15 protein-coding genes are annotated in these 22952 nt (G+C 33.4%); 9 read left to right on the top strand and 6 right to left on the bottom strand.

Going from position 1 to position 22952, the window contains the following annotated elements:
* Window positions 1-111: 111 nt before the first annotated feature.
* Window positions 112-1998 carry a molecular chaperone HtpG gene (htpG, locus tag ACZ098_RS01540; protein ID WP_487309968.1) on the bottom strand — a complete coding sequence of 629 codons (1887 nt, stop codon included), beginning with the start codon at window positions 1996-1998 and terminating at the stop codon, window positions 112-114.
* A gap of 170 nt (window positions 1999-2168) precedes the next feature.
* On the opposite strand from htpG, the gene ACZ098_RS01535 reads away from it, so the two are divergent.
* The 5 genes from ACZ098_RS01535 to ACZ098_RS01515 all read left to right on the top strand — a co-directional run bounded on the left by ACZ098_RS01535 (window position 2169) and on the right by ACZ098_RS01515 (window position 6506).
* A complete protein-coding gene (locus tag ACZ098_RS01535; protein ID WP_487309967.1) occupies window positions 2169-2639 on the top strand; it encodes a lipocalin family protein in 471 nt (156 codons plus the stop codon).
* A 16-nt stretch (window positions 2640-2655) separates the two neighbouring features.
* The gene (locus ACZ098_RS01530) at window positions 2656-3348 is read left to right on the top strand and encodes a YiaD family glycine zipper/OmpA-like lipoprotein (protein ID WP_487309966.1); all 693 of its coding nucleotides are present in this window, start codon (window positions 2656-2658) and stop codon (window positions 3346-3348) included.
* Window positions 3349-3504: 156 nt separating this feature from the next.
* The gene (locus ACZ098_RS01525; protein ID WP_487309965.1) at window positions 3505-4173 is read left to right on the top strand and encodes a TetR family transcriptional regulator C-terminal domain-containing protein; all 669 of its coding nucleotides are present in this window, start codon (window positions 3505-3507) and stop codon (window positions 4171-4173) included.
* Between the two features lies 1 nt (window position 4174).
* The gene (locus tag ACZ098_RS01520) at window positions 4175-5485 is read left to right on the top strand and encodes an ABC1 kinase family protein (RefSeq protein WP_487309964.1); all 1311 of its coding nucleotides are present in this window, start codon (window positions 4175-4177) and stop codon (window positions 5483-5485) included.
* Window positions 5486-5585: 100 nt separating this feature from the next.
* Window positions 5586-6506 carry an ABC transporter ATP-binding protein gene (locus ACZ098_RS01515; RefSeq protein ID WP_487309963.1) on the top strand — a complete coding sequence of 307 codons (921 nt, stop codon included), beginning with the start codon at window positions 5586-5588 and terminating at the stop codon, window positions 6504-6506.
* A gap of 44 nt (window positions 6507-6550) precedes the next feature.
* Here the strand turns inward: ACZ098_RS01515 and ACZ098_RS01510 are convergent, their stop codons facing one another.
* Entirely contained in the window at window positions 6551-8953 is a 2403-nt protein-coding gene (locus ACZ098_RS01510; protein ID WP_487309962.1) for a S9 family peptidase, read from the bottom strand.
* A 225-nt stretch (window positions 8954-9178) separates the two neighbouring features.
* Here ACZ098_RS01510 and ACZ098_RS01505 point away from each other — a divergent pair, with 225 nt between their 5' ends.
* Together ACZ098_RS01505 and ACZ098_RS01500 are read left to right on the top strand one after the other, a co-directional pair.
* Window positions 9179-10447: a T9SS type A sorting domain-containing protein gene (locus tag ACZ098_RS01505; RefSeq protein WP_487309961.1), complete on the top strand. Its 1269-nt coding sequence runs from the start codon at window positions 9179-9181 to the stop codon at window positions 10445-10447.
* A gap of 85 nt (window positions 10448-10532) precedes the next feature.
* The gene (locus ACZ098_RS01500) at window positions 10533-10859 is read left to right on the top strand and encodes a YegP family protein (protein ID WP_487309960.1); all 327 of its coding nucleotides are present in this window, start codon (window positions 10533-10535) and stop codon (window positions 10857-10859) included.
* A 67-nt stretch (window positions 10860-10926) separates the two neighbouring features.
* Here the strand turns inward: ACZ098_RS01500 and ACZ098_RS01495 are convergent, their stop codons facing one another.
* A complete protein-coding gene (locus ACZ098_RS01495; RefSeq protein WP_487309959.1) occupies window positions 10927-11565 on the bottom strand; it encodes a DUF6705 family protein in 639 nt (212 codons plus the stop codon).
* 229 nt (window positions 11566-11794) lie between these two features.
* Here ACZ098_RS01495 and ACZ098_RS01490 point away from each other — a divergent pair, with 229 nt between their 5' ends.
* Window positions 11795-12802 carry a 3-oxoacyl-ACP synthase III family protein gene (locus ACZ098_RS01490; RefSeq protein ID WP_487309958.1) on the top strand — a complete coding sequence of 336 codons (1008 nt, stop codon included), beginning with the start codon at window positions 11795-11797 and terminating at the stop codon, window positions 12800-12802.
* Between the two features lie 48 nt (window positions 12803-12850).
* Here the strand turns inward: ACZ098_RS01490 and ACZ098_RS01485 are convergent, their stop codons facing one another.
* Window positions 12851-17428, bottom strand: coding sequence for a T9SS type B sorting domain-containing protein (locus ACZ098_RS01485; protein ID WP_487309957.1), 4578 nt, complete (start codon window positions 17426-17428; stop codon window positions 12851-12853).
* A 221-nt stretch (window positions 17429-17649) separates the two neighbouring features.
* Between ACZ098_RS01485 and argS the strand changes: the two genes are divergently transcribed.
* On the top strand, window positions 17650-19425 hold the full coding sequence (argS, locus tag ACZ098_RS01480) for an arginine--tRNA ligase (RefSeq protein WP_487309956.1): 1776 nt from the start codon (window positions 17650-17652) through the stop codon (window positions 19423-19425).
* 37 nt (window positions 19426-19462) lie between these two features.
* Here argS and ACZ098_RS01475 read toward each other — a convergent pair whose 3' ends face one another.
* Window positions 19463-22009, bottom strand: a complete 2547-nt coding sequence (locus ACZ098_RS01475; RefSeq protein ID WP_487309955.1) for a TonB-dependent receptor — start codon at window positions 22007-22009, stop codon at window positions 19463-19465.
* Window positions 22006-22911, bottom strand: coding sequence for a FecR family protein (locus ACZ098_RS01470; RefSeq protein WP_487309954.1), 906 nt, complete (start codon window positions 22909-22911; stop codon window positions 22006-22008). The genes ACZ098_RS01475 and ACZ098_RS01470 overlap by 4 nt, the downstream gene beginning before the upstream one ends.
* Window positions 22912-22952 lie beyond the last annotated feature (41 nt).

The following is a 22952-nucleotide window of genomic DNA, read 5'->3' as shown; positions in this document are numbered from 1 at the left end:
CATAAAAAAAGATAGTAACTATAATGTTGTAGTTAATTAGTTTTCAATTTTTTACATAAAAAAAACCTGCAAATTGTCACTTGCAGGTTCATTATACTGATTTGTAAAATATTATTTTATCAATTCAAAGCTTCGTTTTACAAAAGCAGTTAAATCTTCACCTTTTAATAAACCTTGAGAGATTTTGGCTAAATCTAATGCTTGTTTTACCAAATGCTCTTGAGTCGATTTATCAGTTGTGTTTAAAATAGTTGTTGCCAATTCCGAATTAGAATTTACTACTAAATTGTACATTTCGGGCATGTTACCCATTCCAAACATTCCGCCACCGCCAGATTGACTCATTTCTTTCATTCTTCTCATGAATTCTGGTTGTGTGATAATGAATGGTGAAGCAGTGCTGTCTAAAGCTTCCAATTGCACATTGTAAGTTGGTTTTGGAACCAAAGTTTCTAAAACAGTTTTTAATTTTTCTGTTTCATCATCCGATAATTTCGAAATTTGAACTTCGTCTTTTTGAATTAATTTTTCGATTGAATCACCATCAACACGAACAAAAGTTAGGTTTTCGTTATCCGACTCTAATTTTTGAATTAAATGCGAAATAATTGGCGAATCTAATAGTAAAACCTGATATCCTTTTTCTTTTGCAGCAGCAATATAACTGTGTTGTGTATCTTTATTTGAAGCATAAAGCACTACTAATTTTCCGTTTTTATCGGTTTGATTGTCTTTTAAAGCTTCTTTCAGTTCGTCAAGTGTAAAATACTTGTCATCAACTGTTGGATACAAAATAAACGAACCTGCTTTTTCATAAAACTTTGGTTCCGATAACATTCCGTATTCTAACACGATTTTGATATCGTTCCATTTTTTCTCGAAATCTTCTCTGTTTTCTGTAAATAATGCTTTTAGTTTATCAGCAACTTTTCGTGTAATGTAGTTTGAAATTTTCTTCACATTACTATCAGCCTGTAATCCTGAACGAGATACATTCAACGGAATATCTGGCGAATCAATTACACCTTTTAACATGCCTAGAAATTCAGGTACAATTCCTTCTACATTATCCGTTACAAAAACCTGATTTTGATACATTTGGATTTTATCCTTTTGTATTTGCATGTCGTTGGACATTTTTGGGAAATATAAAATTCCAGTCAGGTTAAACGGATAATCCACATTTAAATGAATGTTGAACAATGGTTCTTCAAATTGCATTGGATACAATTCGTGGTAGAAATTTTTATAATCTTCATCCGTTAACTCAGTTGGCTGTTTTGTCCAAGCAGGATTTGGATTGTTGATAATATTGTCAACTTCTATTTCTTCGGCTACAAAATCGTCTGCAGCATCTTCTGGTTTTGGAAGTGTTTCTTTTTTGGTTCCAAACTTAATTGGAATAGGCATGAACTTATTGTACTTGTTCAATAGCTCACGAATTTTGTATTCCTCTAAGAAATCTAAAGAATCTTCGGCAATATGAAGAATAATTTCGGTTCCACGAGAAGTTTTGTCGCTTGGTACTAATGTAAATTCTGGACTACCGTCGCAGGTCCAATGCGCAGCTGGCTCGTCTTTAAATGATTTAGTGATAATTTCCACTTTTTCGGCAACCATAAAAGCAGAGTAAAATCCTAATCCAAAATGACCAATAATTCCTGAATCTTTGGCAGAATCTTTATATTTTTCTAAAAATTCTTCAGCTCCAGAAAACGCAACTTGGTTGATGTACTTCTCTACTTCTTCGGCAGTCATTCCTAGACCTTGGTCTATGATGTGCAGTTTTTTACCTTCTTTATCAATTTTTACTTCAATAATTGGGTTGCCATATTCAACTTTGGCTTCGCCAATACTCGTTAGATGTTTTAATTTTAGCGTTGCATCGGTTGCATTTGAAACCAATTCGCGTAGGAAAATTTCGTGATCGTTGTAAAGAAATTTTTTAATTAAAGGGAAAATGTTTTCTACAGAAACATTAATTTTTCCTGATGCCATAGTATAAATATTTAAATTAAACTTGTTACAACACTATTGCAAATTAAGTACCAAATAGTAGTAGCTGACAAATTGACGTAGTGGAATTTCTACAATTTTTTTTAAAAATTATATAATGTAGTGTATTCAATGTAAAGTATCTTTGTAACATAATTTTAAATTTAAATATAATGAAAAAATCCATTTTACTTTTACTACTTGCAATTTTTGCACTAGGTTGCAAATCGAAATCGGCAACGAACACTAAATTGAACAATAAAGCTGAAGTTATCATGAAAGGCGAGTGGAGCATATCGTCGGTAAGCTACCCAGGTTCAGATTATATTAAAGTAAATTCTTTTGACCTTGCAGATTCTAAATGTTTCGTAGGCAGCCAATGGAAATTTATTTCGAATAATAATAAAGGAAACATGGCTTTGAATAGTCCAAGTTGTACAAGTTTTTCATCGCCAATTACATGGTTTGTAAACGAAGAAGGACAAGTTGTATTAAAAATTATCAACGATACAAAATCTAAAAAAGTACTGACTGGTTATGTATTGAAGTTGGCTAATCTGTCTGAAAATTCATTCCAATTGATAGACAATATAAATGTTGGTGGAAAATCTGTAGATGTTGTATACCAATTTTCAAAAAATTAATTAAAAAAATAAAAAGATGAAAAATATTAAATTATATACACTTGTAACAATTTTGAGTTTCGGAATCGTTTTGTCAAGTTGCGAATCGGTTAAAAATACTAATAATACACAACGTGGTGCCGGAATCGGTGCTGTTGCTGGTGGTGTACTTGGAGCTGTACTTGGAAACAATCTTGGAAAAGGTGGTAACGGTGCTCTTGGAGCAGTTCTTGGTGGAGTAGTTGGTGGTGTTGCTGGTGGTGTTATTGGTAAAAAAATGGACAAGCAAGCACGCGAAATTCAAACCGCTTTACCGGGTGCGCAAGTAGAGCGTGTTGGCGAAGGAATTCGTTTGGTATTGGGAGAAAATGCAGTTCGATTTGATACAAGTAAATCTACACTAACTCCTGCTGCAAAAGCCAATTTGGATAAATTGGTTTCTGTATTTCAAAGTTATGCTGATACTGATATTGTAATTTATGGATATACTGATAGTACTGGTAGCGTTGAATTTAATCAAACATTATCAGAGCAAAGAGCAGCTTCTGTAAAATCGTATTTAGCTGGAAAAGGTTTGAATACTTCAAGATTCTCAACTACTGGTTTGGGTATTGCTGATCCAATTGCAACAAATGATACACCAGAAGGACGTTCTCAAAACCGTCGTGTAGAATTTGCAATTACAGCTAATGAAAAAATGGTTGAACAAGCTAAAAAAGAAGGAAACTAATTTTTTAAAATCATACATTATTCTAAAACGACTTCAATTGGAGTCGTTTTTTTTTACTTTCAATTTTTTTGAACGAACATTAACAAAAGTTTTGTTTATTAAATTTTGAAATAAGTTAAACAATAATTAACTTTACACTCAATAAATTAAATCACCATGGATACGGTTAAAAAAACCACAGTTAAAAAGAAGTTGATTGACGATAATTTTATTATTTCGAAATACATGGATACGGTTTTGGAGCACAATCAAGAACTAAAAAATGTATTCAAATTTTGTAAAGAAAACAAAATTGATGAATCAGAATTTTATTCGTTTTACGGAACTTTAGAAGCGGTAAAAAAAGATATTTGGGTCAAATTTTTAGAAAATGCTCTAACTACAATTAATAAAGACGAGTCTTTTGAAGGTTATTCCGATAAAAATAAGCTGCTAACTTTGTATTTTACTTTATTTGAAATACTTACGCTTAATCGAAGTTATGTTGTTTTTTCATTAAAAGAAAACGACAAAGGATTAAAAAATTTAACAGCGTTAAAAGATTTTAGAAACCAATTTAAAGAATTTGTCGTATCTATCATAGAATCAAATGTTACGGATAATACGGGTAAAATAAATAAGATTGCCAAACCAGTATTTTCAGAAGGCGCATGGATACAGTTTTTGTTTTTATTGAAATTTTGGATTGATGACAGTTCTAAAGGATTCGAAAAAACAGATGTGTTAATTGAAAAATCAGTGAATACAGTAGTTGATTTATTAGACACAAAACCATTAGAAAGTCTATTGGATTTAGGGAAATTCCTTTGGAAAGAAAGAAAATAATATGAAAACCATTGATAGAATTCCGACCAATAAAATAGACAGAGCAAGTCAGCTTGTTAAAACTGGTTTCAAAGTAGGAGGTAATTATATTGCTTATTACGGAGAAAAAATTGTAAATCCATCATTGAGTAAAGATAAACTGAATGAGAATAATGCAGAAGACATTTATGATGGATTAAAAAATTTAAAAGGAAGTGCTTTGAAAGTTGCTCAAATGCTGAGTATGGACAAGAGCATTATGCCACAACAATATGTAGATAAATTCTCGCTATCGCAGTTTTCGGTTCCTCCGCTTTCTGCGCCATTAGTGAGAAAAACGTTCAAAAAATATTTTGGTCAATATCCAGAGAACTTATACGACACGTTTTCGCCAGATGCTATGAATGCTGCAAGTATCGGTCAGGTACACAAGGCAACCAAAGATGGGAAAAATCTTGCTGTGAAAATCCAATATCCAGGTGTTGCGGAAAGTATAAGTTCGGATTTGACAATGGTAAAGCCATTTGCAACTCGAATGTTTAATTTGAGAGGTAAAGATTCTGAAAAATATTTTAAAGAAGTTGAAGACAAATTGTTAGAGGAAACCGATTACAACTTGGAGTTGAAGCAAAGTGTTTCTATTTCTGAAAAATGTGCCAAAATTGACAATTTAAGATTTCCTGAATATTATCCAGAATTATCTTCTGATAAAATTTTGACCATGCAGTGGATTGATGGAATTCACTTATCTGAATTTACTAAAATAAATGAAGACCGAGAAAAAGGTGACAAAATAGGTCAGGCATTATGGGATTTTTACATGTTTCAAATGCACGGGTTAAAAGAAGTTCATGCCGATCCGCATCCAGGAAACTTCTTGATTGATAAAGATGATAATTTGGTAGCCATTGATTTTGGTTGTATTAAAAAAGTTCCTGAGGAATTTTACATCCCTTATTTTGAATTGGCATCGGTTGAAGTGATTGATAACCCGATAAAGTTCAATGAAAAACTGTACGAATTGGAAATTTTAAGAAAAGACGATTCACCAGAAGAGATAAAATATTTTACCAAAATGTTTCACAATCTTTTAAGCCTTTTCACTAAACCATTCCACGGTGATTTCTTTGACTTTTCTGATGAAGAATTCTTTGGGAATATTGCCAAAATGGGAGAAGAGTTGACTAAAGATACGCAACTAAGAAAAATGAATGGTAACAGAGGATCCAAACATTTTTTATACATCAATAGAACCTTTTTTGGTCTATACAATTTATTACACGACTTGAAAGCACGAGTGCAAACCAAATCGTTTAAAAAATATTTACAGTAACAAAACTAGTTTTGTTTGTTTTATTGGTTAGGTTGAAAAGAGCAATTTTATTACAAAGTTGCTCTTTTCTTTTTGTATTTTTGCATCACAATAACTACTCATGCTTCGATTAGACAATATTTCATTTGGTTACAACCAAGAGCTCACCATTTCAAAAACCAATTTATTAGTACCAAAAGGATCAAGTCTTGCAATAATTGGAGAAAGTGGTTGTGGTAAAAGCACTTTGTTGAAACTTATTTATGGCTTGTACGATTTGAATGAAGGTCGAATATTTTGGAATGATTCCGAAGTTTTAGGTCCGAAATACCATCTTATTCCAGGAATGGATTTCATGAAATATTTAGCGCAAGATTTCGATTTAATGCCATTTATAACCGTAGCCGAAAATGTTGGTAAATACCTTTCAAATTTAGATTCTCATAAAAAGCAATCTAGAATCCGAGAACTTCTTGATGTTGTTGAAATGACTGAGTTTGCTACTATCAAAGCAAAATATCTTAGTGGTGGTCAAATGCAGCGCGTAGCATTAGCACGAGTCTTGGCTTTAGAACCTGAAGTTTTATTGCTTGATGAGCCATTTAGTCACATTGATAATTTCAGAAAAAATAGTTTGCGAAGAAAGCTGTTTGCTTATTTTAAGCAACAAGAAATTACAACGCTTATTGCTACTCACGACAGTACTGATGTTTTGTCGTTTGCAGATGAAGTTTTGGTTATGCAAAAAGGCACCATAATTGAAAAAGGCACTCCAAATTATATTTATAAAAATCCGAAGAATCATTACGTTGCCTCACTTTTTGGTGATGTGAATGAACTAATTATCGACGGAATTACACAATTTATTTATCCGCATCAATTGTCTGTAACTGAAGAATCCGATTTTAAAGTAATTGTTTTAAAATGTTACTATCGAGGCAATCATTATTTGATAGAAGCAACATTTGAAAATCAAATTCTTTTTTTTGAGCACGATGTAGCATTGGATTTAAAATCACAAGTAGCTTTAAAAATAAAATAGACCTTTAAAATATATTCAAAGGTCTATTATAAGCGTTTTTCAAATTAGTTTTTCAAATATTTTTCCAAAAACTGATCTTGTTCCCACAGCAAGTGCAAAATATTATCTTTAGCAACATAGCTGTGCGCTTCTTTAGGAAGAATTACCATTCTTGCCGGCGCTCCAAGGCCTTTTAATGCTTGAAAGTAACGCTCGGTTTGTAGTGTAAACGTTCCAGGATTGTTATCGGCTTCACCATGAACTAATAAAAGTGGTGTTTTCATTTTTTCGGCATTCATAAAAGGCGACATCTTGTTGTACACATCGGTAGCTTCCCAATAATTTCGTTGTTCACTTTGAAATCCGAAAGGCGTCAATGTTCTATTATATGCACCACTACGAGCAATTCCGCAGGCAAATAGGTTGGAATGGGTTAGTAAGTTTGCAGTCATAAACGCACCATAAGAATGTCCTCCAACTGCCACTTTTTTACGATTGATGTATCCTAATTTATCCACAGCATCAATAGCAGCTTCGGCATTATCAACCAATTGCGCAATAAAATTATCATTAGGTTCTGTAGTTCCTTCTCCGATAATTGGGAACGCCGCATCGTCTAAAACCGCATAACCACGTGTTACCCAATATACAAATGAACCGTAATAAGGCGCTGTAAATTCATTTGGATTTTGATTACTTTGTCCAGCGCTGTTTTTGTCTTTATATTCTGCTGGATAAGCCCAAATCAGCAATGGTAATTTCTCCTTTTTAGCACGATCATAACCTGCTGGTAAGTATAATGTTCCGCTTAGTGCAACACCATCTTTGCGTTGGTATTTTATCACTTCTTTGTAAACATCTTTGATGCTTTCAAATGGATTTTTGAAACTGGTAATAGGCGTTAATTTTTTACTTTTAATATTTCTAAAATAGTAATTTGGATATTCATTTTTAGATTGCATCATGACCAAAACGTCACCTTTTTTGAAATCTTCGATCGATAAAATATCTTCTTTTTTATCTTTATACGTTGAGGTGTAAAGACGCTTAGTTTGTAATGTTTTTAAATTGTATTCGGCAATAAATGGAAATTGACCGTCTTTAGTAAATCCATCACCAATTAAAAAGGCATTGCCGTTTTCTATCGCTAAGACATATCTGTTAAATTCGTTTTTCTTGGTTTCAAAACTTCCCGGATCTGAATAAATATCTTGTGAATTTCTATCAAATAAAACTTTGTGTGCTTCTGAAGGATTGGACGGATTGAATAAAAATGTTTTTTCGTTTCTAGTATCGTACCATTGTTCCGATAAAATTGCGGTGGTTTCGTTACCCCAAATTATTCCACCAAAACGTTGCACTGTTTTAGCAAGACTTGTTGGATTTTCGGTAAAAGGTGCATTCCAAACAAAGATTTCGTCACGAAAAGCAACTGTGTTCGATGGATTTCCTTCGTCTAAAGCTTCCACATAATATAAAGTTGCTGGTTTATCCAAACGCCAACTCATGTTTCGTTTTCCTTTTCGAACTGCCATAAAACCTTTAGGGATTATTTCGTTTAAAGGAACTTCATTCACCGTTTTTATAGCTTTTCCGCTCAAATCATAAACCACCGTTTTTAAAGGAAAACGGTCTAAAGGCACAATGTAAGAAAACGGTTTCTGAATGGTTGTAATCATGATGTAATTCCCATCAGGTGAAAAGCCTTGTCCAGAAAATAAATCGGCTGCTTTGTACAAGGTTGCTTTTCCGTCAAGGTTTACTTTGTATAATTCAGAAGTTACTAAATTTTCAAAATTGGTTTCATCGGTTTTGTTTTTCAACAAATCTTGGTAGGTTCTATTCTGTGATTTCTTGCCATCGGCATTTGAAATAATTGGTCCAGTTGGCAAATCTTTTTTGGTGTCTAAAAGTGGAACTCTATTTTGTGGCAGCATTTTTACTAAAATACTTTGACTGTCGTTGTACCAACTAAAAGGGCTTCCAAGGTTTGCATTTACCTTTGCATCTGTAAGTTTGGTTGCTTTTGCCGATACTACATCGATAATCCAAAGTTCAACTCCGGTAGCGGTGGTATTCGAAAATGCAATTTTCTTTTCGTCTGGCGACCAAGAGATATTGGTAAGTTTTGGATTTTGCGGTAAACCAATCACTTGCATTTCCTCTTTTCCAGCAACTTTTCTAATTTTTAGATTGTTTACATACGATGCCGTACTTGAAATGTTCGTAATAGGATTGATGCGTAAACCGCCAAGTCGCATTTCTTCTTGGTTTAAATCGTCTAAAGTTTTGTAAGTATTTCTGTAAGATAAAAGCATGTATTGCTTTTTAGAATCCATAGAAACTGATGGTGCGCGCTCGTAATCGGCCAAATCCATAATTGATTTTGGTGGTTTTTGATACGTTACATTTTCTTGTGCAACGACCGAAAATCCGAACAGTAAAAAGAATAAAAATTTTATTTTCATAAATAAGAAGGTTATAGTATGTTTTATTGGACTAAAATACTATAAAGTTGTTACAAATTACTTTCAAATCTTCTATTTAACATCAATTTTTGTATTGATAAATGATTTATTTTTGTAATGGAAAATATTTTCAAATCGTTGCTATCGAAAGTTTGTTGTAAACAAATTCAAATGATTATAAAGCGAAATAAAATGGTTCTACTAAAAAAATAAAAATTTAAATAAATGAAAAAAATATACCTTTTGGTTGTGTTTATTTCTTCAATGGCTTCGGCACAACTTACTTGGTCTCCAATAACCTCAATTCCTACTGATATTAACGGACAACGTTTTGACGATGTTTTTTTTCTAAATGCCAATTTGGGTTGGGCAATTAAAGGTTATTATTCTGCCTTATATAAAACTACAGATGGAGGTACAACTTGGACGCAGCAAATAGCTAGTGGTAGTCTTGGCGGATTTCAGTATTTTAGAAATATAGAATTTTTAAATGAAAATATTGGTTTTTTAGGAACCTTGAGTGGAACTTTTTATAAAAGTATAGACGGTGGAACAACTTGGAATTTGGTGACCAATTTCACTACAAATCCCGAAGCCATTTGTGGTATTGATTGTGTAGGAAGTACAACTGTTTATGGATGTGGCGCTTATTTTTCGCCAGCATACATCATCAAATCGGTAGATAGTGGCGCAACTTGGCAATACATTAATATGAGTGCCTATGCCAATGCATTGGTAGAAGTTTTGTTTATTGATGAAAACACAGGTTATGCATCTGGAAACAATGCCACTGGAGCAATCGTACTAAAAACTACTGATGGTGGCGCAACATGGACAACTTTATACAACGGAACGATTGCTGGAGAATACGTGTGGAAATTACAAATTTTACCGAATACCAATAATGCTACTATTTTTGGTTCGGTAGAATCAATTGCGCCCAATCCGGGACGAATGATTAAAACCACTAATGGTGGTACAACTTGGATTTCTAAAAATGTACCAGATGTAGATGTGCAAGCAATAGGTTTTGTAACCGAAAATCATGGTTGGATAGGCGGTCATCACACTGGTTTTTATGAAACGTTGGATGGCGGTACAACTTGGACTAACACTACGGTAGGTAGTAATTTGAACCGTATTCAGTTTATAAATGATAATTTGGCGTATGCTTGTGGCACCACAATTTATAAGATGACCAATAATTTATCGGTTACGCCATTTACAGAGCAAGAACGAACGCCTTTGAAAGTTGTTGTGGCGCCCAATCCGATTACAGATAAACTGCATGTTGCGATTGATTTTATTGGTAATGATAATTTAGTCTTGGGTTTGTATTCGGTTACAGGACAATTGATTTCGCAACTGACAAGATCTCTAATTACGACGGCTGGAACGCAAAGCTATACTTTTGATTTTCCTTATCCTAAAGGAAGTTACATTTTGAATTTACACACCAACACCGGACGACAGTCGGTTAAAATCGTGAAATAGATATTTTTTAAGACGTAAATTGATTTCATTTAAAATAATTTAGTACTTTTAGTTTACTTTAAACCAACAACTTAATTGTAATACTATGGGAAAATTTGTAATTTCAACTAGAAAAAACGGAGAATTTCAGTTTAACTTAAAAGCAGGAAACGGACAAACAATTTTGGCTAGCGAAGGTTATTCGACCAAAGCAGCGTGTGAAAACGGAATAGAATCGGTGCGAAAAAACGCTCAAGATGATTCGAAATTTGAAAAATTAGAAAGCAAAAGTGGCCAGCCTTATTTTAATTTGAAAGCCGGTAACGGACAAATTATTGGCAACAGCGAAATGTATGAAAGTGCTATTGCCAGAGATAACGGAATAGAATCGGTTAAGAAAAATGCAGCTGATGCAACTGTTGAAGAATTGTAAAAAAAGCTAGTTTATATTGTTTTAAAAAAAATCCAAACTGTAAAAAGTTTGGATTTTTAGTTTTGGGTTATTGTTTTATTAATGTATAAAAAGCTTGTGGTATTGGTATTGGAGCTTCTTGATTTATAATATTTAAGTTGGGATCTTGATAACCACTTCTACCATCAAAATAAATAAAAGCTGAAATTGCAGTTTGATTATTTACTGCAATACTTCTTAAATATATGGAACCTCCTGAGTTTTCAAAATGTGGATTTATTATAAATAGTTGAACTCTCGTTTCACCGGCATTACATTCCTTGCATGGAAATCCAACATCATTTTTTAATAATATTTGGTTGCCATTTATACTATTTTCCTCCTTATTTTTAAACATATTTATACGAGATAAACCATCAATTTTAGTGATTCCATTTTCTATATATTGGTATTCACCATAAAGTATATCTTCACGAAAGTATTCATTGTTGTGATTTACTGCTTTTTTGAGAATTATTTTTAAAGAAGTCGTTCCATTTGTATACAACCATGTACCTACATATGGATTTAAAAGATTGTCGGTGTCCTTTAAGTAATCGTTAGACTCAGCAGTACCTAATTGATGATCTTGTATTGGTATTATATTTAATGGTGCTTGATTACCTTGTTGTACTTTACATCCAAAACTTAATACAGTAATAAATGTTATTATAAATATCTTTTTCATTGGTATTAAGTTTACATTACTCAAATTTTGCATTTAAAATATTTATAATAGCAAAGTAATAATTTGTATAAATTTAAGAAAAAACGTTCAAATAAAACAGTTGTTTTTATAACTAATTTTAAATTCTATAACACCATTTTCCCTAATTAATATTAATTTGATTTTAGAGTCGGTATTTTTTAAAAGATTAGTAAATTTGTAGTATTAAATTTGCTAAATAATTAATTATATGTTTCATTCAAAAATAGCGGGACTAGGTTTTTATGTTCCAGAAAATGTAGTGACCAACGATGATTTATCCAAAATTATGGATACTAATGATGCTTGGATTCAGGAACGTACCGGTATTAAAGAACGCCGTCATATTATCCGAGGCGAAGATACCACAACCACTATGGGTGTGAAAGCAGCTAAAATTGCAATTGAGCGTTCGGGTGTTGCCAACGAAGATATAGATTTTGTTGTATTTGCTACACTTAGTCCTGATTATTATTTTCCTGGTCCAGGAGTTTTGGTACAACGTGATTTGGGTTTAAAAACGGTTGGCGCCTTGGATGTTAGAAACCAATGTTCTGGATTTATCTATGCGTTGTCGGTTGCCGATCAATATATTAAAACGGGAATGTATAAAAACATTTTGGTTATTGGTTCAGAAGTACATTCTACTGGATTGGACATGACTGATAGAGGACGTGGTGTTTCAGTGATTTTTGGCGATGGCGCTGGCGCTGCGGTTTTGAGTCGCGAGGAAGATTTATCTAAAGGAATTTTATCTACTCATTTGCATTCAGAAGGCTTGCATGCCGAAGAATTGATCGTAAAAGCTCCAGGAATGGGCGACCGTTGGGTAACTGATATTATTGCTGATAACGATCCTACTGATGATAGTTATTTTCCTTACATGAACGGACAATTTGTATTTAAAAATGCCGTGGTTCGATTTAGTGAAGTTATCATGGAAGGTTTGTCTGCCAACAACTTGCAAGTTTCCGATATTAATATGTTGGTTCCACATCAAGCCAATTTAAGAATTTCACAGTTTATTCAGCAAAAATTCAAACTGAATGACGATCAAGTGTTTAACAATATTCAGAAATACGGAAATACAACAGCGGCTTCTATTCCGATAGCGTTGACCGAAGCTTGGGAACAAGGAAAAATTAAAAGTGGCGATACTGTAGTTCTTGCTGCATTCGGTAGCGGATTTACTTGGGCAAGTGCAATTATTAAATGGTAATTCTTTAACAGATAACAAAAACCTCAAAATTTCTTTTGAGTTTTTTTTTTATCGTTTTAATGCGAAATGGGCTTTAAATTCTTTTGACTTACCATTTTTAAGATAGGTTACCGAAAACCAATAATCGTCTGATGGTAACATTTGATTTTTATACAATCCATTCCAACCATTTCCTGAAGGTTTTATAACACTAATCAATTTTCCGAATCGGTCAAATATTGAAATACTGGAAAAATCTTGATCTCTTAAATCTACAATGTTCCATGTCTCATTTGCACCATCACCATTCGGAGTGAAAAATTTAGGATAATTGATTACAATGGCATCGATAGTGGTCGAACCGCATTCGTTTAAATCTCTTACCGTTATTGTGTGCATTCCTGAAGCAACGTTTTCAAAAATCGGACTACTTTGAAAATTACCGCTGTCTAATTGGTATTCGTAATTTCCACCGGATCCAGTTGCTTGTACTGTTAGCACTTGATTGTTTGCAAAATCTTCATTGACGGTGTAGGCTACGATAGCTGGTTCTGATGGATTAGCAGTTACAAATAATTCTTCAGAGGAACATCCTGTCATCGTATTTGTAGCAATCAGGCTAAATGTTCCAGCTACATTTGTTTGATAATTAGAATCTGTTCCAACAATTGTTCCAGTAGCGTCAAACCATTGAAAAGTATGATTAGAAGTCGATAAACCACTATTGAACGTATAAGGATTTAAAACCGTTCCAGTAGCACTTTCGATGCATACAATGCCGTCTTTTGCATTGGGTTCTGGAAGTTTGTTTACTATTATTTGAATTGGTTTAATATCGTAACAATTTGTAGTTAAACTGTTACTAACTCTAACATACACAAGACTTAAACTAGTTGTTGTAATGGAATTGACATTGGCATTAGCATCAGTAAGGCTAGCAAAATAAGTAGCCGAAAATTCAGTTCCAGTTTGTGTTCCTAATACCGTACTATCAAGTTGCGATAAATTGAATGCTGTAATTCCATCATTCGTTCCGTCTTCATCGCATACAGTTCTTTGCTGTATTGGAACAGAATTGGCTAATGGTGTCGAAATTATAGTTACATCAAATGATGACTCATCAAAACAATTTGGATTAAATCCTGATGTACCATAAATATAAACGGTTTGACTCGCATTTATGGTACTTCCTTGCGGTAGCATTCCTCCAGTTCCTCCACTAGCATTGTAGTAATTTCCGTTTACTAATGTTGGTAAGGTATAGCTTTCGCAAGTAGTGATGTCCTGTAATTCATCTACATTATAAATTGTAATCGCAAAACTTTTTTCGTCGAAACAATTAGTTGCGGTTCCAGTTTCTTCATAAACATAAACTGTTTGATTGGCCGTTATTAATCCACCAGCAAAAAGCTCTGTGCCATTTCCTCCCGATTGTGTAAAATACCGTCCAACAGTAAGATTTGGAAGTGTGTACGAATTACAAGCTGTAACATTGCTCACATTGTCTACAAATGGTGTTGGAATAATAGTTACAACAAAACTGCTTTCATCGGTACAATTGATTCGCGCACCCGACTCTATGAAAATATAGATGGTTTGCGTGCTTGTAATTGTGGTTCCTGCTGCTATTTCGCTGCCAGTTCCATATGATCCATTTGGCTGTGTGTAATATTTGTTATTTCCAGTTAAAGTTGGTAAAACATAATTGTCACATCGTGTCACATCTTGCTCAACTTGAGCAGTAATTGTAAATATTGTGAGCTGAAAACTCGTTTCGGCACTACAACCATTTTGAATATTATATATGTACAATTGTTGCGAAGTGGTGAGCACAGTTCCACCAGAATACATTGTTCCAGTTCCATTTGGTCCGGTGAAATAATTTCCGTTTAGTAAATTGGTTAGTGTGTACGAATGACAAGCATCGATATCCGATCTTGAATCGACTGTTGGTCGTTGAAAAACTGTTACGAAAAAAATAACTTCATTTGCACAACCGTTATTGTCCGTTACATAAATGTATAAGTTTTGAGAATTTGAAATTACATCACCAGCATTCAGCATCGTTCCTGTTGCACCCGAACCTGTGTAATAATTTCCAACTGGTAGTGTTGGTAGTGTATAATTTTCGCATCCGCTAGTTACTGTAGGTACTTGAATTACCGGGAGTATAATGGTTACTGTAAAATTATAAGTGTCGGTACAATTGGGTGACGACTGACTTTGAGCAAATACATAAATTGTTTGAGTAGTGTTGATCACTGTTCCTACAGGAAGGAGGTTGCCTGTTGCCATTGGTCCTGTGTAATAGTTTCCAACAGCAAGTGGAGGCAATTGATAGTTGGCACATGCCGTTACATCTGTAGGAAAATCAAGACCGATAACTACTTGAAAACTCGATTGGCTGGAGCAAATTCCTGTTATTCCGTATACATAAACGGTTTGTGAACTTGTAATGGAACTTCCGACAGGTAATAAATTTCCAGTTCCTCCTGGTGCGTCGTAATAGTTGCCGTAGGAAAGTGGTTGTAATTCAAATGATGAACAATCAAATCCATTTGGTAAAGTAGGAACTTGTTGCGTAATAGAAATCACTAAGTCTGAAGGTAAGTCAATTACGCAAAAAGGCGCAACAGTAGATTCAAAATAATAATGAATGGTTTGTGAGGTAGTAAGTAGAGTTCCGGCAGGAAGTATCGTTCCATTTCCACCAGCCGCTGTAAAATAATCTCCGAATAAAACAGAAGGAATTACAAATCCGTCGCAATAAGTTCCAGAATAATCAGTAATATCATCTGGATCTATAATTGTTACATTAAAACTACTTTCGTTATCACAAAAAGGGGTTGTAGTATTAACATTATAGATGAATATGGTTTGTGTTTCTGTTATTACATCTCCAGCGAAAAGAGCAGTACCATTTCCTTCAGATTGTGTAAAATAATTTCCATTGGTGAGTGCTGGTAGCGTATAGCTAGTACAAGTAATTACTTCTTGTAACGTATCGACTAATGGGATTTGCGATACAATAAGATTTGCGGTTGTATAGTCAAAGCAACTCGCATCATCTAAAAGTCGTATAGCAGGATAAATAGTTGTTGTGGCAACATTATAGAAATTAGGAAGCGGATTGGAATTTGACAACACATCTGCTACTGAAGCATAATAAAATACGCCATAAATTGCAGGGTCTAATCCATTTAGAACTTGACCATTTAAAGTACTTAAATCAAAAATAGCAGTTCCAGACGTAGTGTCTGTAGAACACTCGGTATAATCAGTTGGTGCTGCTGCAACTGCCGGATTAGTAAGCAATAATTGAAATGATTTTATTATAAAACAGCCTGTATTAGGATTAACTATTCTTACATAAATGGTTTGGTTTCCATTGCTAAAATAGGTAGTGGCTAATGCATTTGAATTTGAACTTGCATCAGCTACACTTGAGTGGTATGAAATTGTATACGGTGTTGTTGTTCCAGCATTTATAAGTGTGGTATTATCGGACAAATTGTACGAATAATTAGATTGACCACTATCACATCTGTACAAGTCTCTTGGATCAGCAGTTGTAAATCCTGAAAGAAATTCTACAACAATTGAATCGGTTATTGTTTGACACGGAAACGCAATATTAGTATAAGTAAGTTCATAAATTCCTGGTTGTGAAACCAACAATGTGGCATTAGTTTCTGATGGTAGCGTTACTCCATCTTTTCTCCATACAAATGAGTACGTGTTTGGATCTAAACCAGAGTCAAGTAACGTTGTAGTATTTGCACAAATAGCTGCATTATTTGCAATTGTTAAATCGTTGCCTAAAACTTCTTGCCCAATATTGAAACTATTTGATGATAAAAATATCGCTGAGTCAGACTGCGAATCACCACGATCGGCGATAACTAATTTTATTTTATAAAGAACATTTGGTGTAAGCGTAGCCGAAGCATTCATGATTACAGTTTGTCCATTAAAATTAGTTGCCGATGCAGCCGCATTAGAACCGCCGTTAAAACTTCCAAAATATTGCGAATTCACTGATGCACAAGAAGAATTGAAAAGAAAGTTTCTGATTGTTACAACCGAAATAGGATCGGAAGTTCCAGGTACTATTGCCAAGTTTGTTGTAACACCAGTAGCTACATTGGTTAATAGAAATGCAAATGCGTCTGAAAATTGACACTGAAAGTTACCATATTCTTCTGAAGCAAACAAAAAATCGAAATCAAAGTTTGGAGAAATTGGAGTAAAATCAAATTCTAAAACTGTAGCATTTGTAGAATTCATGGTTATTCCAGCATTGGCAAGCGCTTGTTGTAAATCGGAATCGCCAGTCCAATTTGACGTACCATCGGCCAAAATTGAAGAATTTGGTCCACCAGCGTTTAGTACATTTCCAGTACTCAAAATAACGCCACTTTGCATCGGAAAGTTTGGGTTACTATTTTGAAAATAACCAATTCCGTTTACTGATCCAAAATTGGTTCCTGTTCTCCAAGTAACATTAGTAGCATTGATACAAGGTGAATTTATTAGAACAGTGTTAACTAATTCAGGTACAGTATAGGTAGAAGTATCTACAGAAATGCTTTGCGAAAACAGAGCTGTTTGCAAAAGAAAAACCAACAGAGTAAATTTTTTTTTCATTGACGATCAATTGTTCAGCAAATATTAAAATAAAAATCGATGAAAAGCAAATAAAATCGATTAAAAGTGTTAATTTTTTTTATTTTGAAAATAAAAACTTACAAAAATAAGTAACTATTGTACTCTTATAATAACATTTAAACAAACGAATACCCTACCACAAAAAAACAAGAACATTTTCTAATTAAAGTATATCTTTGCACTAATAAAATTTTTTTAAAATGTCACTACAAGAAATTCTCAATCCAAGTATTAAAAAAGCCATTCAAGAATTATTCGAAATTACTATCGAAAAATTAGAGTTTCAAGCCACTAGGAAGGATTTTGAAGGCGATATTACGCTTGTAATTTTTCCTTTGCTTAAACTTATCAAAGGAAATCCTGTTGAGTTAGGAACTAAAATTGGAGATTATTTAGTTGAAAATCTTGCTGAGGTTGAAAAATTTAATGTAGTTGCAGGATTTCTAAATATTGTAATTTCAGATCGTTACTATGTAGATTTCTTTAATAAAATACAATCTGATGACACTTTCGGATTTGTTGCAGCTTCCGCAAATGCTAAAGCAGTTATGGTAGAATATTCTTCTCCAAACACTAACAAACCCTTACATTTAGGTCACGTTCGAAACAATTTACTAGGCTATTCGGTTGCTGAAATCATCAAAGCATCAGGAAAAAAAGTATACAAAACACAAATCATCAACGATAGAGGAATTCATATTTGTAAATCGATGCTGGCTTGGCAGAAATTCGGAAACGGACAAACTCCAGAAAACTCTGGGTTGAAAGGCGATAAGTTGGTTGGTAATTATTATGTAGAATTTGATAAAATCTATAAATCTGAAATAGCAGCATTAATGGCTGAAGGAAAAACCGAAGAAGAAGCCAAAAAACAAGCTCCGGTTATTCTTGAAGCGCAACAAATGCTACTCGATTGGGAAGCTGGAAAACCAGAAGTTATGGAACTTTGGAAAACGATGAACCAATGGGTTTACGACGGTTTTGCGCAAACCTACAAAAGTTTAGGTGTTGATTTCGATAGTTATTATTACGAATCCAATACGTATTTGTTAGGAAAAGAAGTAGTTCAATTTGGATTGGAAAAAGGAATTTTCGAAAAAGATGCTGATGGTTCGGTTTGGATTGATTTAACGCCAGACGGATTGGATAGAAAAATCGTACTTCGTTCAGATGGAACTGCGGTTTACATGACGCAAGATATTGGAACTGCAATTCAACGTGTAAAAGATTTTCCCGATGTTGGCGGAATGGTGTACACCGTTGGAAACGAACAAGATTACCACTTTAAAGTTTTGTTTTTAATTCTGAAAAAACTTGGTTTCGAATGGGCAGAAAACTTGTATCATTTGTCTTACGGAATGGTAGAATTGCCTTCGGGAAAAATGAAATCTCGAGAAGGAACTGTAGTTGATGCCGATGATTTGATGGAAGAAATGACTAGCACGGCAAAATCAATTTCGGAAGAATTAGGCAAATTAGACGGTTATACCGATGACGAAAAAGCCAATTTGTACAATACCATCGGACTAGGTGCATTGAAATACTTTATGCTGAAAGTAGATCCTAAGAAATCAATGTTGTTCAATCCTGAAGAATCGGTTGATTTTGCTGGAAATACTGGACCATTTATTCAATATACTTATGCTCGAATTCAGTCGATTTTACGTAAAGCCAACTTTGATACTACTCAAAAAGTAACAATTGAGTTGCATCCAAAAGAAAAAGAATTAATCAAGCAAATTGAGTTGTTTCCAGAAGTTATTCAGAATGCGGCTTACAATCATAGTCCGGCTTTAGTCGCCAATTATACGTATGATTTGGTAAAAGAATTCAATTCGTTTTACCAAAATGTATCTATTCTTGGTGAGGAAAATCAAGATAAAAAAGTATTTAGAGTGCAATTGTCTAAAAAAGTTGCCGATACTATAAAACTTGCTTTTGGATTATTAGGAATTGAAGTTCCAGAACGAATGTAAAAACAAAGAAAGGTTGATTAAGTTCAACCTTTTTTATTTAAAAATTATACCTTAAGAACGCATTAAACGTTCTTTCTAACGCAAACGTATTTACTTGCTCGATAGAATTCGTATTGGTATTTACTCGAAAATTTTGATTGATTATAATTTTTGAATCCAATAAATTTTGAACAGAGCATCCGAAAAGTAAATTCGATTTTTCACCGATTGCAACTTTATAACTGCTTGAGAAATTCAGCTGAAAATAATCTTCAAGATTGGTAGAATTTGGATTTCGATAGCCAATTTCAGGATTATCAGGTGTATTAAAGATGGGCAATGAATTTGACGGCAATGTATTGGGTTTTCCTGTAAACCATCGTGAACCCAGCGCCATTTTTAATTTTTGATAATCATAAATCAGCGCCATTCCTACATTGTGATTGATTTCATAATTATTAGGAAAAGCATTGGTTGAAAAACTTTCAAAATTATATTTGTTATCGGTATACGTATAACTTAGCCAAGCGGTAACATTACGCAACTGCTTCTGAATTAAAAATTCAGATCCAACAACGGTATACTTTCCGTTTATTCTTGAAAATTCCAATTGGTTTTGAAATCCCTGACTCATGCTTGTAATTCCGTTTACCGATTTATAAAAATTGTCTAAAGTTAGCAGCCAATTGTTCTTCTTAAACGTGAATCCAACCGAAACTTGATTGCTTTTTACCACAGGAATCGTTTCCTTGTTTGCCAAAATCCAACGGCGTTTTTCGACACCAAGAAAATCTTGTTGCAAATCGACAATTTGTGAAGTTACTTGACTTTTTCTTTCGGCTAAAATTTCGGCAAAGAAGAATTTAGAAAACGAATAATTAAATTGTAATCGAGGTTCAACTAAATATTCTTCAAGTTGGGTAATATAGCTTTGGCGTAATCCAAAAGCGGTTCGAAGTTTATTGTTTTCAGAAGAATATTGCAACTCTCCAATTACAGAATGACTGTGTAAAACATCTTTAATTTTTCTTGAAAAAATGGGACTGTTGATTCGATCAAAATTTCTAATTCCGATTTCGTTGAATTGATACCCGTTGTTGAATTTCCAATTTGTTGTAATTTGATGGCTGTTTTTGATTTTAATTCCAGTATCTAAAATGGTATTTTCTTGATTCAATATTTGATTACTTTGTATCGATTCATTTTCAGATTCAATCGTGTAATACGAACCATAGACATTTATTTCCGATTGATTTTTGGTATTCCAATTCACTTTTAACGTGACATTTCCGCCCAAAGTATGTTGTTCCAACGAACTGTTTTTAGTAATTAAAATAGCATTTTCTTCTTTGGATTCATTGAATTCCAATAAATTATTTATCGAAATTAAATCGATATTCAAATCTATTTTCGAATTGATTTTCTGGTCAAATTGTAATGAAAAATCGTAAAAATAAAAATCTTCATTATTAGTATAATTAATTACTTGATCATTAGTAAGATTGGTTACAGCTGTATTTTGAAAAATTCTATTGTAGTAATTTTTATACGTTGGCGAATTGATAAAATCGGTGTGTGAACGGCGTGCACTTAGTTCGAAATTTGAATTTTTAGAGGTTTTAAACTTGGCATTAATATCGGCACTAATCATGTTAATTCCTATAGAACCGTTGGTTTTTTCGGATGTATTTTTATGGGTAGAAATATCGACAACACTAGAAACACTTTCTCCGTAAAAAGGAGAACTTCCGTTTTTAGTAATTGTAATGGTATTGGCTAAATTCGGATTTAAAGCAGATATCAATCCAAAGAAATGCCCTGTTTGAAAAAGCCGAATTCCGTTCCATAAAAACAAATTCTGATCGTGTGTTCCGCCACGAACATTGAGGTTCGAAATGGTTTCATCGGTGCTAGTAATTCCGGGAATTTGTTTTAAAGTTTCAAATACATCGGGTTCGGTTAGACCAGGAAGAAGGCCAAATTTTTTGGGTTTTATTTCAAAAGTTCCGTCTAGTTTTTTTGTAATACCTTTGGTTAAATAAGTCTGGGTTACCACTTCTGATAATTCATTTAACAACGGTTTTAACGATAAATTCGGGCAAGTATTTGTATATAAATCAATAGATTGAATAGCTCGTTTCTCGTAATTTACATGGGTAAATTCAAGTGGGTTTATCGATTTTATATTCAATTCAAAATAGCCATTTTCAGCAGTTGAAGTCGCATAATTTGTTCCAATTACTTTGACATTAGCATACGCAATTGGCAGATTAGTTTCGGCGTCTAGAAGATATCCGCAAAGAGGCTTGTCAAGTTCTTTATTATTGATTACTGCAATATAAGTTTTAGAAGTAAATTGAAATTTTAACCGCGTTTTATCAGAAATATAATCGAGCTTTTCGATTAATGTTAAAGAGTTTTTGGGAGGAATAATTTTGAATATAGCAAGCTCGTCGTCAATATAATTAAATTTAACATTGTGTTTTTGCTCAATTTTTTCAAGAATTTTTGTCAATAACATCGCCTCATTTTTGTCTTGAGCAAATGCACTCAAAACAAAAACTAAAGACATTAAAAATGAAGACAAAAACTTAGTTACTTTCACTTTATTTCTTCAATGACATAGTTGGAATTAGTAGATTTTGAATATTTTAAGTGATAGATTGAGGTTATTGTTTTTAAGGCTACATCAATATTATTGGTTGGGATTTTACCAGTAAATAATTGGTCTGATGTGATGCTTTTAGTGTCAATTGTAACATTGTATTGCCTTTGAATTTCTTCTAAAACAGCTGTTATTTTTTCTTTTTCAAATGATAATTCGTTAGAAAGCCAAAGTGGTTTGGCATCCGAAATAGTTTTGCTTATAATCTTCTGATTTCCATCAAAAGAAACCATTTGACCTGGAGTTAAAATCACTTCTTGCGTATTGATTTTGACTTTTACTTTACCTTCAAAGCACACTACATCAAAGCGATTTTTTCTTGCTTTCACGTTAAATTGTGTGCCAAGAACACTTACATTACCCAAGTTGGTATTGACTTCAAATTTTTTTCCTTTGGCAACTTTAAAGTAGGCTTCGCCATTTAAGTCCAATTTTCTATTATTGTCCCAGTTCCATTTTTTATAATCAATTTGCGAACCCGAGTTTAATACTACTTCAGAATTATCGGGTAATAAAAAGGTAGTTTGCTTTCCGTTTTCTGCGGTTTGCGTAGTCGGCGTGATTGTGTTGTAAGTAAAAAATAATCCGAATCCAATTACTAACACAGCTGCAATTCGCATAAACCAATTTGGTTGTATTGCAACTACTTTTGGAGTTTGTTTTTTAGTTTCTAAAACGGAGTTTAATATTTTGTGTTCATCCAATGCAGGTGTTTCCAATTGTGATGAATATAGTTTTATTTTTTCATACAATGGAAAGTCAGGATCAGTTTGAAATTCTTTCAATTCTGCATCGCTCATTTCACCTTCAAGCCATTTGGCTAATTTGTAATTTTCTTCCATAATTTCAGTATCACTTCAATATAACAAGCTACTTTAAATTT

It is taken from the genome of Flavobacterium sp. SP2 (genome assembly GCF_057626655.1).
The sequence above is the reverse complement of the archived record's forward strand: the minus strand, read 5'-3'. Positions and strand labels throughout refer to the sequence as shown.